A 14,775-nucleotide genomic window follows, 5' to 3' on the forward strand; every position below is an offset into this window, starting at 1 on the left:
TGATTGCGCCCGACATGGAGGCGCAAGCCCCTTGAGGAGCCCTCCGATGCGTCTACCCATCATTCTTCTGGCCGTGACATGTCTTGCCGGCGCCGCTTCAGCCGAAGACCTCACGGGGACGCTCCAGAAGGTGAAGGAGACCAAGAAGATCACGCTGGGCTATCAGGAAGCCTCGGTCCCGTTCAGCTATCTCGACGGCAACCAGAAGCCGGTCGGCTTCGCCATGGACATCTGCCTCAGGATCGTCGATGCCGTGAAGAAGCAGCTCAACATGCCCGACATTTCCGTCGAGACTCTCGCGGTGACGTCGTCGAACCGCATTCCGCTGATGGTCAACGGGACGCTCGACCTGCATTGCTCGGCGACCACCAACAATGCCGACCGCCAGAAGCAGGTCGCCTTCACCAACACGCATTTCCTCAGCGCGACCCGGTTCGCGGCCAGGAAAGCGGCGAACATCAAGGCCATCGACGATCTCAAGGGCAAGGCGGTCACGGCGGTGGCGGGATCTGTGAACCTGACCCAGCTTGCCAAGGTCAACACCGAGCGCAATCTCGGCATCAACATCATGCCGGCCAAGGACCAGGCCGAGGCGTTCCTTCTGCTGGAGACCGACCGTGCCCAGGCCTATGCGCTCGACGATGTGCAGCTCGCCGTCGCGATCGCGCGCTCGAAGGACCCTCAAGCGTTCATGATCAGCGAGGAGACGTTCTCCAAGCCCGAGCCCTACGGCATCATGCTGCGGCGGGAGGATGCACCGTTCAAGGCGCCGGCGTTCGGGAACTCCACCAGAAGCTGACGCGACCTGGTCGCCATTTCGTGATCGGCGTTAGATTGCGAACGAATAGATAGTTTCCTATCCAATCGGCATGGCTGTCACCCAGGCCCACATCCACGCCGAAATCGGCCGGCTCATCGCGCGCTTGGGGCGGATGTGGCGGCGCGAATCGGATCAGGCCCTGTCCGAGCACGGTCTGTCCTATGCGACTGCGATTCCGCTTCTGGTGCTGTCGCGCCAGGGCGAGAATGTCCGGCAGGGCGTGCTCGCGGACGAGCTCGGCATCGAGGGGCCGTCGCTGGTGCGTCTGATCGATCTGCTGCAGGCCGAGGGTCTGGTCGAACGCCGGGAAGATCCCACCGACCGTCGTGCCAAAACGCTACATTTGACGAAAGCCGGCGTGGCCAAGGTCGAGGAGACCAACCGGGTGCTGCGCCGGGTGCGGGCCAGCCTCCTGAAGGATATCGGGCCCAAGGAACTTGCGATAACATTCGAGACTCTTCAGCGCATCGAACAGCGGGCCAGTCGGCTGCAAGACTTCAAGACTGGTCCCGAGGCGAAATAGCCATGCGCGCAGATGAGCCGTTCCTGGTCCGCCACGCGGACCTCATTTTTGCTTTGAAGACGTTCGCCGCGTCGATGCTGGCGCTCGTCATCGCGCTCGCGATGGACCTGCCGCGGCCTTATTGGGCGATGGCGACCGTCTATATCACCTCGCAACCGCTGGCGGGGGCAACCAGCTCGAAAGCGTTCTTCCGCGTGATGGGCACGCTGGTCGGCGCCGTCATGACGGTGGCGCTGGTGCCGAACCTGATCGACGCACCGGAACTGCTCTGCCTCGCCATCGCGCTGTGGGTCGGGCTTTGTCTCTATCTATCGCTGCTCGACGGCACGCCGCGCAGCTATGTCTTCATGCTGGCGGGGTACACGGTGGCGTTGATCGGTTTCCCGGCGGTCTCCGAGCCCGGTGCCATCTTCGATACCGCAGTGGCAAGGCTCGAGGAAATCTCGCTCGGCATCATCTGTGCCAGCCTGGTCTCGACCATCGTGTTTCCCCGCAGTGTCGCGCCTGCGGTCGCCCATCGCGTCGACACCTGGCTATCGGACGCGCGCCGTCTCAGCCAGGTCGTGCTGCTGCGCGAGGGCACCAATGAGACCCGCCGCGGCAAGCGCCTCAAGCTCGCGACCGATATCGTCGAGATCGACACGCTCTCCACCCATCTTGCCTATGACCGGCTGACGGATCGCAATGCCGTCAATGGCCTCAGTGAAATCCGGCTCCGGATGTTGACGCTGCTGCCGGTGATCGCCTCGCTCGAGGACCGGCTGGCGGCGCTGGGCGAGGACGGCTTGCGCCGGCAGCCCGAGCTGAAGCGGCTGCTGGAAGACCTCGCGCAATGGGTCGTGAGCGACGTCAGCGCGCGGCAGCCGGCCGAGCGGATCCGCGCCGCGATCGCGGAGCAGCAGGCGGTGCTCGACGACAGCGCCGACTGGGAGCGGATCATCACCACAAGTCTGCTGTTGCGGCTGCGCGAGCTCGTCGACCTCTCGCGCGACTGCCGCGAGCTGACCGAGGCGATCGCCGAGAACAGCAACGTTTCAACCGTCGACCTTGCGTTCCATTCCGAGGCCGGCGCCGCGCCCGTGCGCCACCGGGATCGCGGCCTTGCGCTGTGGTCGGCGGCCGGTGCCGCCATTGCCATCTTGATCAGCTGCGCGTTCTGGATCGGCACCGGTTGGCCGGACGGTGCATCGGCGCCGATGATGGCCGCGGTCGCCTGTTCATTCTTTGCCGCGCAGGACGAGCCCGCGCGTTTCATCCGCAGCTTCGGCTTGTGGTCGCTGGTCGCCATCGTGGTGGTCGCGGTCTATTTGTTCGCGCTGGTGCCCGCGATCTCCCATATCGAGGTTCTGATCGTCGCGCTGGCGCCGACCTTCCTGCTCTATGGCTTCCTGATCAGCCGGCCAGCGACGGCGGGCACCGGCATGGCGCTCGCGGCGAACACCGCGACGCTGCTGGCGCTGCAATCGACCTACAGCGCGGATTTTGCGGCCTTTGCCAACTCCGCCGTCGCCTTCTTCGTCGGCGTCGTCATCGCCGAGCTGGTGACGCGGATCGCGCGCGGGGTGGGTGCCGAATGGATCGCCAACCGCCTGGTGCTGTCGAACTGGAAGACGCTCGCGGTCGCCGCCGAACGCCGCGGCAAGCGCGACCGCGCGGAGTTCGCCGGCCTCATGCTGCACCGGCTTGGGCTCCTGGTGCAGCGTATCGCGTTTCTCTCGGAGAGCGACCGCCGCGACGCCGACAGTCTGGCCCAGCTCCGCATCGGCATCAACATCATCGACCTGCGCCGCGCCCGCTACGGGCTTGCGGCATCCACCATTGCCGTCATCGACGACATGCTCGATCAGCTCGCGATGGCCTGCCGCAGCTATACGGGGAATGGAATGCCGAGCGAGCTGCTGACGAGCGTCGACCGGGCGTTGGCCCAGGCGGTGAAGGATCCCAATGACAGCGCGCGCGAGGACGCCCTGATCGGCCTCGTCGGCATCCGCCGCGGCCTGTTTCCGGACGCGCCGGCCTACCGGCCGCGCGCAGAGAGTGTTGCGGCATGAGATATGTGATCGACATCTACGGCGTGCTGGTGCCAGCACTGCTGCTCTGGATCATCGTCGCCTATGTCCTCAGCGCGCTTCTCCGCCGGCTGATGCAGCGCTTCGACCTCTACCGGCTTGTCTGGCACCGCGCGCTGTTCGATTTCGCAATTTTCGTCTGCCTTCTCGGCGGCGTCGTCTATCTCTCGGAGTACCTCACATGAAGGGGAATCTTGTCTGGCTCGGCCGCATCGCGCTGACCGTCATAGCCGTCGTGCTTGCGCTCGTCGTCGGACGCGAGCTCTGGGTCTATTACATGGAATCGCCCTGGACCCGTGACGGCCGCGTGCGCGCCGATGTGGTGCAGGTCGCGCCCGATGTCTCCGGTTTCGTCACGGAGGTGTTGGTTAGGGATAACCAGAAGGTCCGTCGCGGCGACGTGTTATTCCGGATCGACCGCGAGCGCTTTGCCCTGGCGCTGCGGCAGGCCGATGCGTCGGTCGCCGGTCATCAGGCGACGCTCGACCAGGCCAATGCCGATCTGAAGCGCTACAGCACGCTCACGACCGACGCGGTGTCGCAGCAGAAGCAGGAGCAGGTGCTCGCCACCCAGCTCCAGGCCAAGGCGGCCTTCGATGCGGCCGTCGCCGACCGCGCGGTGGCGCAGCTCAACCTCGACCGCAGCGAGGTTCATGCCTCCGTGAACGGCGTGATCACCAACATGGATTTGCGTCCCGGCGCCTACGTCACGGCCGGGAAGGGCGTGATGGCACTGGTCGACACCGACACGCTGCATGTGGAAGGCTATTTCGAGGAGACGAAGCTCGCGCGCATCCGCGTCGGCGACAAGGTGCAGGTGCGCTTGATGGGCGAGAAGACCACGCTCTCAGGCCGTGTCGAGAGCATCGCCGCCGGCATCGAGGACCGCGACCGCGCCGAAGGCGCCAGCATGCTCGCGAACGTCAACCCGACTTTCAGCTGGGTCCGGCTCGCGCAACGTGTGCCGGTACGGATCGCGCTGGATAATGTTCCGGGTAACGTGTCGCTGGTCGCCGGCCGCTCAGCGACGGTGGAGGTATTGGACTAACGCAGCAAGCAGATGATTGCGCTTGGCCTGGGGAAAACCGGCGACAGACGTTTCAAAGCCAAATCGCAAGGCTAATCCTGACTCGCCTGTGTTGAGTCGGGGGACTGTATGGGCGTTTGGTTTTTAGTCCTAGCAGCATGCGTTGTCGGCGCGTTGCTCCTCTTGGCGTTCTGCCGATAGCGCCGATAGCAGATGCAATTGTTGCCGCGAAGCATCAGCGAGCCGCGGAATAGCGGTTCCAGACCGATGGTTTTTGACTGTGCATGGATGAACGCGTTCACTTCCGGGATCGGAGGCGGACGTGAGCTGGTTGTTAGTGTTTCTCATTGCCGCAAGCGCAGTCGTTCTGATCGCCCATGCGGTTGACGCGATGCGCTCTTGATACGGCCTGTGACTCGGTTTCGTCGGTAGCTTGGTAAGCGCCGAAAATGTTCCGAGGCGGGCGAGCGTCAATTTGAGGAACCTGGCCCTGCGGGCCAAGGTTGTCACATCAGGAGGAATACGATCATGCTTGCGTTCTATCTGCCGTTCATCATTTTCGGAGCGATGCTCGAAGCGATTTCGAATCAGAACGTATCTGCGCCCTTCCAGGAGCCGCCAAGCTTCGACTAGACGCCGATCCCCTTGCGCAGTCTCCAGTACTGACGCGCCAGCGTCGGCTTAGACATTCGAATATTTCTTCAGCTCGAACCGCGCGATCTGGTTCCGGTGCACCTCGTCCGGTCCGTCGGCAAGGCGCAGCAAACGTGCCGTCGCATAAGCCTGCGTCAAACCGAAATCGTTCGAGGTGCCGCCGCCGCCATGGGCCTGGATCGCCCAGTCGATGATCTGGCAGGCCATGTTGGGCACGGCGACCTTGATCATCGCGATCTCGCTTTTCGCGACCTTGTTGCCGACCGTGTCCATGGCATAAGCGGCGTTCAGCGTCAGCAGGCGCGCCTGCTCGATCATGATGCGGGCTTCCGCGATGCGCTCCTGCGTCACCGTCTGCTCGGAGACCGGCTTGCCGAAGGCGATGCGGCTGCGGACGCGGCGGCACATCTTTTCCAGCGTGCGTTCGGCAAGGCCGATCAGCCGCATGCAATGGTGGATGCGGCCCGGGCCGAGGCGGCCCTGTGCGATCTCGAAGCCGCGGCCTTCGCCGAGCAGCATGTTTTCCTTCGGCACCCGCACATTGGTGAAGACGACCTCCGAGGCGCGATCCGGTACGCCGTAGAAGCCGAACACGGGCAGGGGCCGTTTCACCTCGATGCCCGCCGCGTCCATCGGCACCAGGATCATGGATTGCTGCTTGTGGCGATCCGGATTGTCAGGATCGGTCTTGCCCATGAAGATGCAGATCTTGCAGCGCGGATCGGTGGCGTTGGTCGTGTACCATTTGCGGCCGTTGATGACGTAATGATCGCCGTCGCGCACGATCGAGCTTTCGATGTTGGTCGCATCGGATGAGGCCACCGCCGGCTCGGTCATGGCGAAGCAGGAGCGGATTTCGCCCGCGAGCAGCGGCTTCAGCCAGCGCTCCTTGTCCTTCTCCGAACCGTAGCGCTCCAGCACCTCCATGTTGCCGGTGTCGGGCGCCGAGCAGTTGAACACTTCGGGGGCAAGGTGCGAGCGGCCCATGACCTCGCAGAGCGGGGCATATTCGAGATTGGTCAGGCCCGCGCCGTGGCTCGACTCCGGGAGGAACAGATTCCAGAGACCTTCAGCGCGTGCCAGCGGCTTCAGCTCCTCGACGACGGGATAGACTTTCCACGGTCCGAGCTCCTCCGCCTCGCGATAGAAGCGTTCCTCGTTCGGATAGATGTGCCGGTCCATGAAACTTTCGAGCTTGCGCTTGAGCTCGACGACTTTGGGCGACATCGGGTAGAGCATCTCTGGTCTCCTTGATCGAAGAGCGGCCGGGCCTATGCGATTTCGAGATAGTCCGGCCCGGGCAGTGTCGGGAAGGGTGCCGTCGGCAGCGTCTGGTACCAGAACGCGACCGAGGCGATGTCGTCCTGCAATGGAAGATATTTTCCGTCTTTCGCGCCGGGCAGCCAGCCCAGCGCCTGGATGGTCACGCGCAGATCGCTCCGGAAGCGCACGGGATCGGGGATGTGCCAGCGATAGAGGCCAAAGCGCTGCTGCGATCGGTAAACGCCGTCGGGGCGGATCACCTGCGGCAGGCCGGCATAGGGCGTGGTGAATTCCTGATAGCGCGATTGCTGAAACGGGGCCTCGCCGGCATGGGCGACATGGGGATCGAAATTGTAGGCGCCGCAGAAATAGTCCTCGGTGCCGGTGCCGCAAATGGTCGGGAATGCGCCGTCGCCGTCGATGAAGAACTTGATCTCGCCCTCGCCCCACCAGCCGTTGTTGTGGACGCCCCAGGCCATGTAAGTGCCGACATAATGGCCGGCGCCTTTGACACCATCGAGGATGGTGTAGACCTCCTTGTAAGGCAGCGGGTTGGTGCGGCGGAATTGCGCATGGAAATAGGCGCAGTCTTCCGGCACGTCGGTCAGCGTGTAGTTGATCTGGTAGTAGATGGTGAGCGCTTCCTCGCTGCGGTTCTCCAGCGTGAAGCGCGCGCGCTTGCGGAACGGCATTTCCCAGTAGCAGTTGAAGGCGCGGCCCGGATTGACGCAGACCGCCAGTGAGGAGACCTGCGCGAATTCCTCCCACCCACAGGCGAAGAAATCGCCGGCCGGACATTCCACGCTCGGCTGTGCCTGATCGTCCCAGTAGACGCGCAGGATCGAGTGGCGCAGGCGTCCGCGCGCCAGCGTCATCCAGATCTGCTGGATCGCGCCCTGGCCCTCGATGTCGGCGAGCGTGAACGTCGCGCCGGGCTCGATCACGACATAAGGAGAGACCTTCCAGCCCTGGCCGAGATCGCGGGCCTGACGCGCGGCGGGGCCGTCGATCGACATGCCGCCCTTGCCCTTTTCGCCGGTGAAATTCTCCGGGCTGATGGAGCGCGTCAGCGCATTCGACAGGCGCGACAGATTGCCGAGATGCATGCCCAATCCGGAAAACGTCATGATGTCCTCGATCCAAGGTGAGCGAGGCCTCGATATATCGCTCCCGAATTGACCAAAACATGAAGACCGCGCGCAGAATTGTCCGCATGCGATCAGGTGCCGTCATGCGATGCGATACTCCCTAAATCTCTCGCGCAGCGCCGATTTCAGCACCTTGCCGGTGCCGGTCATTGGGAATTCGTCGAGGAATTCGACGGCGTCGGGCAGCCACCAGCTCGCGATCTTGGGTCGCATGTGCTCGAGCAGCGTCTTGCCGTCGACGGTCGCGCCCTTCTTGCGCACGACGAGGAGCAGGGGGCGCTCCTGCCATTTCTCATGCGCGATGGCGACGACGGCGGCTTGCAGCACGTCGGGATGCGACAAGGCGATATCCTCGAGCTGGATCGAGGAGATCCATTCTCCGCCGGACTTGATCACGTCCTTGGAGCGGTCGGTGAGGGTGACGTGGCCTTGGCTGTCGATCACGGCCATGTCGCCGGTGATCAGCCAGCCGTCGCGGTCGAGGCCTTCCTCCAACTTCATGTAGCCGGAGGCGACCCACGGTCCGCGGGCGCGCAAATGGCCGACCGTCTTGCCGTCGCGCGGCAGCTCATTGCCGGCATCGTCGACGATGCGTAAGCTCGTGCCGAAACAGGCGCGGCCGGAGACCTGCCGGCGGTCGAACTTCTCCTTGTCGCTGAGGTGCTCCGAGCCCGGCCGCAGGCCCGGCATCGAGCACCCCAGCGCCTCGGTCATGCCCCAAGCCTGGATATAGTCGACATTGTACTCGCGCTTGAGCTTCTCGACCATGGCGCGCGGCGGGGCGGAGCCCGACGACAACGTCGCGCGCAACGTCGAGAATCTGTTGCCGGTCCGCCCCAGCCAGTCGAGCAGGATCAGCCAGAAGCTCGGCACGCCCGCCGACAGCGTCACCTTCTCGCCTTCGAGCAATTCATAGAGCTTGTCGGGCTCGTAGTTGCGGCCGGGCAGCACCAGCTTGGAGCCGGTGTAGGGCGCGGTGAACGGCATGTTCCAGCCATTGCCGTGGAATAGCGGCGCCATCGGCATCATCACCTCGCGCACGCCTTCGACATGGCCCGGCAGGAAGTCGAAATTGCAGCAGGTCATGGTCTGCAGGATCGCGGCGCGGTGCGAATAGATCACGCCCTTGGGATTGCCGGTCGTGCCCGAGGTGTAGCAGATGGTGGAAGCGGATTTTTCGTCGAACTCCGGCCAGGTGAAGCCGGCGTCTTTCTCCTTCTCCAGTAATTCCTCGTAGCAATGCACGTTGGCGAGCTTCGTTTCCGGCATCCGCTCGCGCGAGGACATCACGACAAAGGCTTCGACCGTCTTGAGCTGCGACGCGATCGCTTCCACGATCGGCAGCGTGGCCCGGTCGATGAACAGCAGGCGGTCTTCGGCGTGGTTGATGATGTAGACGAGCTGCTCGGGAAAGAGCCTGGGATTGACGGTGTGCAGCACGTAGCCCATGCCGGGGGCCGCATAGAACATCTCGAAATGCCGGTGGGTATTCCAGGCCAGCGTGCCGACGCGGTCGCCTTGCGTCATCCCGAGCCGCTTGAGCGCCAGCGCCATGCGCTTGATGCGCGGATGCGCGTCGGCATAAGTATAGCGATGGATGTCGCCCTCGATCTCGCGAGCGACGATTTCGGCTTCGCCGTGATAGTCGGCGGCATACTGGATCAGGCCGCTGATCAGGAGCGGCATGTCCATCATCAATCCCTGCATTGTCTCCTCCGGATTGCCACGTCGTTGCGTGGCGTAGGCTTGTGATTTGCGCGCGAGGTTACCGGAACGTCACGCGGCGTTCACGCAAAAAACAGCGGACGTGATTGCGTGCGTCACTTTTTCAGGGCTAACGTGAGTACAGCTGCCGGCGAAGCAGCGTCCGCCGTGGAGGAAATGAATGTCAGCGGAAAGACACAAGACCGGCACAGCCGGCGCATCTACGCTCGATGTTTCCGCACTCCGTGCGCGCTATCGCGACGAGCGCGACCGCCGTCTGCGCGCCGACGGCAAGGCGCAGTATGTCGAGCTCACGGGCGAATTCGGCCGCTATCTCGACGATCCCTGGGCCGATCCCGGCTTTGTGCGCGAGCCTCTCAGCGAACAGACTGAGGTGTTGATCGTTGGCGGCGGCTTCGGCGGGCTGCTTTGTGGTGCCCGCCTGCGCGAAGCCGAAATCAGAGATTTTCGTATCGTGGAAAAGGCCGCTGATTTCGGCGGTACCTGGTACTGGAATCGCTACCCTGGAGCTGCCTGCGATACCGAGAGCTACATCTATCTGCCGCTGCTGGAAGAGACCGGCTACATGCCGGTGCGAAAGTATGCGCGGGCGCCGGAAATCTACGAGCACTCGCGCCGCATCGGCCGTCACTTCTCGCTTTATGAGCGCGCGCTGTTTCAGACGGTCATCTCGCGCATGGAATGGCAGGAGCAGGAGGCACGCTGGCTGGTCGAGACCGATCGCGGCGACCAGATCCGCGCGCGCTTTGTCATTCTGGCCGGTGGCCCGCTGAGCCGGCCGAAGCTGCCGGGCATTCCCGGCATCGAGACGTTTAGGGGCCACAGCTTCCACACCAGCCGCTGGGACTACGCCTACACCGGCGGCACCGCTGAGGGTGATCTCACGGGCCTTGCCGGCAAGCGCGTCGGCATCATCGGCACCGGGGCCACCGCCGTGCAATGCGTGCCGCATCTCGGCCGCTCCGCGAAGGAGCTCTATGTCTTTCAGCGCACGCCCTCGGCGATCGGCGTGCGCGACGACCGGCCGACGGATCAAGCCTGGGCGCAAAACCTCAAGCCCGGCTGGCAGCGCGAGCGCATGGATAATTTCACCGCCGTGATCTCGGGCGAGCCCTTCGAGCAGGATCTGGTGCAGGACGGCTGGACCGGCCTCCTCGGCGAGATCCTGCTGGCGCCGCGCCGGCAGCCGCAGCCAGTGACCTCGATGGAGGAGGCGCTGAAGGTCATCGAGCAGGCCGACTACCGCAAGATGGAAGAGATCCGCGCCCGCGTGGACGCCGTGGTGAAGGACGAAGCAGCCGCGGCGGCGCTAAAACCCTGGTACAAGGCATTCTGCAAGCGGCCATGCTTCCACGACGAATATCTCGACACTTTTAATCAATCCAACGTGCATCTCGTCGACACCAAAGGGCAGGGCGTCGAGCGCATCACGGAGAATGCCGTCGTCGTCGACGGCAAGGCCTACGAGCTCGACGGCCTGATCTACGCCAGCGGTTTCGAGGTCGGCACCGATTACGCGCGCCGCATGGGCTTCGAGGTCTATGGCCGCGACGGCATCAGCCTGTCCGAGCGCTGGCGCGACGGCGTCAAGACGATGCACGGATTCTACAGCCGCGGCTTTCCGAACTGCTTCCTGATCGTCACGGTGCAGGCCGGCCAGAGCGCGAACTTCCCGCACATCATCGACGAGCAGTCGCAGCACATCGCCTATGTCATCGATCAGGCGCGCAAGCGTGGCGCCAGCACGCTGGAGCCGACGCTCGCCGCCGAAAACGCCTGGGTCGAGGAGGTCGTCAAGGCCGCGATCGGCCGCCAGACCTATCTCGCCGAGTGCACGCCCGGCTATTACAACAATGAAGGCGTGTTCGATCCTATCGCGGCTAGAAACAGCCAGTACTGGCGCGGGCCGGTGGCGTTCCTGCGGATGCTCGACAGATGGCGCAAGGAGGGCAATCTGGACGGATTGGAGTTGACCTGCGGGACCGACGCGGAGGCCCGGGCTTGAGCGACATGATCCCGGCTCCGAAAGGTGCCACGCGGCTCCACGTCATCGTCGGCGACCCCATCGCACAGGTGCGCTCGCCGGCGGGGGTGTCGGCCGCCTTCGCCGCGCGCGGGCACGACGGCATTCTCGTGCCGGTCCAGGTGGCGCCGGTAGATTTGCCCGACTTCCTCTCGGTGGCAACGCGACTGAAGAACCTCGACGGCATTGTCGTGACCATCCCGCACAAATTCGCCTGCTACCAGGCCTGCGCGAGCGCGACGGCGCGCGCGCATTTCCTGCGGACCGTGAACCTGATGCGCCGGCGTCCCGACGGCGCATGGCACGGCGACATGGTGGACGGCCTCGGCTTCGTCGGCGCGGCGCGGGCGAAAGGGATCAACCCTGCGGGCATGCGGGCGCTGCTCGTCGGTGCCGGCGGTGCGGGCTCGGCGATTGCCCTTGAGCTGGTCGAGGCCGGCGTCCGCGAGCTTGCGATCCACGACAGCGCGACTGAGCGGCGCGACACACTGGTCGGCCAGCTCGACAGACTGGGCAAGGCGTCGGTGCGGATCGGCTCGGCGGATCCGGCCGGCTTCGATTTTGTCGCCAATGCGACGCCCGCAGGGATGAAGGATGGCGATCCGCTGCCGGTCGATGTGGCGCGGCTTGCGCCATCAGCCTATTGCGGCTGCGTCATCACAAAGCCCGAGGTTTCGCCGTTCATCGCAGCCGCCCGCAGGATCGGTTGCGTGACCGGGACCGGCACGGACATGTACCAGCAGCACCAGAGCATCATGGTGGATTTCCTGCTGGGAACGGACGAGGCGTGACCGCTGGTGTCAAGGGCTTTGCTTGTATTGATTGTAGCCATCGGGACTTGAGCGATCGCAACGGGCGTAGGATCATGCGCTTGCGCGAGCCGGTCGCGCACCAGCAAGAGGAATGCGCAATGATCAAGGGCAGGACAGTCGCAACGGCGGTGATTGGCGCGACCGCGCTGCTACTCTCCCTGCCTTCGGCCGAGGCCGCGCAATGCGGCAGCTCGCCGGCCGGCTTCGAGGCCTGGAAGCGCGAGTTCAGCGCGGAGGCGCAGGGCAAAGGCATCGGCCCGACCGCGATCGGCGCCCTGATGCAAGCCAACTACGCCAGCGCGACCATCGCGGCCGACCGCGGCCAGCGCAGCTTCTCGCTGTCGCTCGACCAGTTCCTCGCCAAGCGCGGCGCCACCACCATCGTCGCCAAGGGGCGGCAGCTCAAGCAGTCCCAGGCCGCCTTGTTCGCCTCGATCCAGCAGCGCTACGGCGTCCCGCCGGGGCCGCTGATCGCGATCTGGGGCATGGAGACCGGCTTCGGCAGCCAGCGTGGCAACCAGAACATGCTCTCCTCGATTGCGACGCTCGCCTATGACTGCCGCCGTCCCGAATTCTTCACCGACCAGCTCTACGCCGCGCTGAAGCTGATCGACCGCGGCACCCTGTCGGGATCGACCCGCGGCTCCATGCATGGCGAGGTCGGCCAGACCCAGTTCATGCCCAAGAACATCCTGGCCTATGGCACCGGCAATCTCGAGGTCGCCGCCAATGCGCTGAACTCGACCGCCAATTTCCTCAAGGCCCACGGCTGGCGTGCGGGAGCCGGTTACCAGCCGGGCGAACCGAATTTCGCGGCCATCGAGGCCTGGAATGCCGCCGGCGTCTATCAGAAGGCAATCGCGCTGATGGGCCGGCAGATCGACGAGGGGGGAGGGGCGGCGGCCTCGCGCTGACGAGAGCCCGTCACGCGAACCGGCGTCCACTTCGCTCGAAAAACGCTCTTGCTCAGCAAGGCGTGATGCGTTGGTGCGAGAAAGTTGTTGCCTTCGGGAACCGACGGCATGAGGTTTGCTTTGATCGATTCAGGGCTGGGCATGAGGAGACTCAACTATGGCAACCCAGATCGTGATGGACCAGACTGGCGACACCCGCCACGAGTTTGATCCTGGCAATGCCGAAGCGCTGGCGCGAGCTGAGCAGCGCTTTCGGGAGCTGACCGGAGCCGGCTTCACCGCCGCCTACAGAACCGGACCCGGCGAAGTCACCCGTATCAAGTCGTTCGATCCGACCGCGCAGGAAACCCTGTTCTATCCTCGCCTGGTCGGCGGTTGATCTGAGCTGCTCATGTTCGCGGCACTGTGGTTCCGCGCGCCTGCGCGTGCGCGCTTGCACGCGCTGCGCGAACTCTACCGGCGCTTCTTCGGCGAGAACACGCCCGATGCGCGGGGCCGCCGGCTTCTGGCCGAGTGGCTGACGGCGGAGCAGCGTGCACAGTTCGAACAGCACCGGTATTTCGACGTCATCGGCTGCGATACCGGCAAGAGGTATCGCATTCACTACGGCACGGCCGCCAACGTCCACGAGGTCGATGACGCCGGTCACGCGACGATGGGCTGGTGCTTCGTCCCCTCAGGCTTCCTCGTGCCCGGCGACGTGATGCTCGCGCAGAAGATCGCGCTCGAGACGGATGAAAAGGCCGCGCTCGCGCTCGCCAACAGGTTTCCGCCGGCAACGCATTCAGAGCATTTTTACCGGCGGCCGTTCTAAAGCATGATCCGGACCCGAAGGACCGCGTTAGCGCAAAGTGTGCAGCGGTTTTCCGAAAAGATCATGCTCAAACGAAGAGCAAGCGCTCAGTAGTGCGTGGTGCGATAGGCATCCAGCGCATGCGCCGCAAAGATGCCGATGCTGCAAAGGGCGAGCAGGGCCGAGATCAGCTCGATCATAACTCGTCCTCCCGTAGCGGCTGCGCGACGAGGTTCTGGCAGCAGGCATAGTCGTAGATCAGGTCGAGGAGGAATTGCATGGTGGCCGTCCCTGTATTTATTTTGACAACGACTTAACCGGCCATCTGTTTCAGGGGTGTTTCGTCGCATCGGGAAAGAGGTTTCGCAGGGAACCCAGGGCTGGTTTGTGCGCCGCGGACCCGCTACATCGCAATTTCGCTAAATCCTCTTAGCCGCGCACTCCCGGTAGCGGCGCACCAAATTGCGAGGCAAATCATGGCGCAGGTCGAGTGGTTCGACGATCTCACCATCGGAATGCGGTTCAAGTCCCCGGAAGTTCAGGTCACCGAGGCCGACATCAAGCGCTTCGCCGCCGAGTATGATCCGCAGCCGATGCATCTCGACCATGAGGCGGCCAAGGCGACCCGGTTCAGGGGGCTGGCAGCCTCGGGATGGCACACCGCCGCGATTGCCATGAACCTCGCGATCCAGGCTCGCCCGTTCGGCCCGCATCCGCTGATCGGCGCCGGTGTCGACGGGCTGCGCTGGACCATTCCGGTGCGACCCAACGACCGCCTGCATCTGGTCGGGGAGGTCATGAGCCTGACGCCCTCGAAGTCGAAGCCGCAGGGCATCGCGCTGGTGAAATGGACGATGTTCAACCAGAACGGCGAGGAGGTTTACACCTTCACCCCGATCGCGATCGTGCTGCGACGGGGGTAGGGCGGCCGCCGGCCGGTTGCCTCGCCCGCTGCCCGAAACCCTTGCGAGCCGCCGGCAGAGATGGTCATCTCGGCGCGGGGA

The 14,775-nt window shown here is 64.3% G+C and carries 13 protein-coding genes and 1 pseudogene; 11 read left to right on the top strand and 3 right to left on the bottom strand.

All coding sequences use genetic code 11. The features are described from left to right. Positions 1-46 precede the first annotated feature (46 nt). The 5 genes and pseudogenes from JQ635_RS07790 to JQ635_RS07810 form a co-directional block, all read left to right on the top strand. Positions 47-775, top strand: a pseudogene (locus JQ635_RS07790) (amino acid ABC transporter substrate-binding protein); the annotation flags it as partial. Between the two features lie 94 nt (positions 776-869). Continuing rightward, complete coding sequence (locus tag JQ635_RS07795) at positions 870-1,343, top strand: MarR family winged helix-turn-helix transcriptional regulator (protein ID WP_211409280.1); 474 nt, start codon at positions 870-872, stop codon at positions 1,341-1,343. Between the two features lie 2 nt (positions 1,344-1,345). Further along, positions 1,346-3,394, top strand: coding sequence for an FUSC family protein (locus JQ635_RS07800; RefSeq protein ID WP_211409281.1), 2,049 nt, complete (start codon positions 1,346-1,348; stop codon positions 3,392-3,394). Continuing rightward, entirely contained in the window at positions 3,391-3,597 is a 207-nt protein-coding gene (locus JQ635_RS07805; RefSeq protein WP_211409282.1) for a DUF1656 domain-containing protein, read from the top strand. Before JQ635_RS07800 ends, JQ635_RS07805 begins: the two co-directional genes overlap by 4 nt. Further along, entirely contained in the window at positions 3,594-4,460 is an 867-nt protein-coding gene (locus tag JQ635_RS07810) for an efflux RND transporter periplasmic adaptor subunit (RefSeq protein ID WP_211409283.1), read from the top strand. The genes JQ635_RS07805 and JQ635_RS07810 overlap by 4 nt, the downstream gene beginning before the upstream one ends. Before the next feature lie 660 nt (positions 4,461-5,120). Here JQ635_RS07810 and JQ635_RS07815 read toward each other — a convergent pair. The 3 genes from JQ635_RS07815 to JQ635_RS07825 all read right to left on the bottom strand — a co-directional run bounded on the left by JQ635_RS07815 (position 5,121) and on the right by JQ635_RS07825 (position 9,211). Then, a complete protein-coding gene (locus JQ635_RS07815; protein WP_211409284.1) occupies positions 5,121-6,332 on the bottom strand; it encodes an acyl-CoA dehydrogenase family protein in 1,212 nt (403 codons plus the stop codon). Positions 6,333-6,364: 32 nt separating this feature from the next. Next, positions 6,365-7,483, bottom strand: coding sequence for a glycoside hydrolase family 172 protein (locus JQ635_RS07820; RefSeq protein WP_211409285.1), 1,119 nt, complete (start codon positions 7,481-7,483; stop codon positions 6,365-6,367). 102 nt (positions 7,484-7,585) lie between these two features. Then, on the bottom strand, positions 7,586-9,211 hold the full coding sequence (locus JQ635_RS07825) for a long-chain fatty acid--CoA ligase (protein ID WP_211409286.1): 1,626 nt from the start codon (positions 9,209-9,211) through the stop codon (positions 7,586-7,588). A 178-nt stretch (positions 9,212-9,389) separates the two neighbouring features. On the opposite strand from JQ635_RS07825, the gene JQ635_RS07830 reads away from it, so the two are divergent. From JQ635_RS07830 to JQ635_RS07855, 6 genes are all read left to right on the top strand, one after another. Next, entirely contained in the window at positions 9,390-11,234 is a 1,845-nt protein-coding gene (locus tag JQ635_RS07830; RefSeq protein WP_211409287.1) for a flavin-containing monooxygenase, read from the top strand. A 5-nt stretch (positions 11,235-11,239) separates the two neighbouring features. Continuing rightward, positions 11,240-12,043 (top strand): shikimate dehydrogenase family protein, encoded by an 804-nt coding sequence (locus JQ635_RS07835; RefSeq protein ID WP_211409453.1) that lies wholly within the window; start codon positions 11,240-11,242, stop codon positions 12,041-12,043. 119 nt (positions 12,044-12,162) lie between these two features. After that, positions 12,163-12,978, top strand: coding sequence for a lytic murein transglycosylase (locus tag JQ635_RS07840; RefSeq protein ID WP_211409288.1), 816 nt, complete (start codon positions 12,163-12,165; stop codon positions 12,976-12,978). A gap of 157 nt (positions 12,979-13,135) precedes the next feature. Next, positions 13,136-13,357: a hypothetical protein gene (locus JQ635_RS07845; RefSeq protein WP_211409289.1), complete on the top strand. Its 222-nt coding sequence runs from the start codon at positions 13,136-13,138 to the stop codon at positions 13,355-13,357. A gap of 12 nt (positions 13,358-13,369) precedes the next feature. Continuing rightward, positions 13,370-13,792 carry a hypothetical protein gene (locus tag JQ635_RS07850; protein ID WP_211409290.1) on the top strand — a complete coding sequence of 141 codons (423 nt, stop codon included), beginning with the start codon at positions 13,370-13,372 and terminating at the stop codon, positions 13,790-13,792. A gap of 455 nt (positions 13,793-14,247) precedes the next feature. After that, on the top strand, positions 14,248-14,694 hold the full coding sequence (locus tag JQ635_RS07855) for a MaoC family dehydratase (protein WP_211409291.1): 447 nt from the start codon (positions 14,248-14,250) through the stop codon (positions 14,692-14,694). The last annotated feature ends 81 nt before the right edge of the window (positions 14,695-14,775 follow it).

The sequence above is a fragment of the Bradyrhizobium iriomotense genome, from assembly GCF_018130765.1.
GTDB classification, from domain to species: Bacteria; Pseudomonadota; Alphaproteobacteria; order Rhizobiales; family Xanthobacteraceae; genus Bradyrhizobium; species Bradyrhizobium iriomotense_A.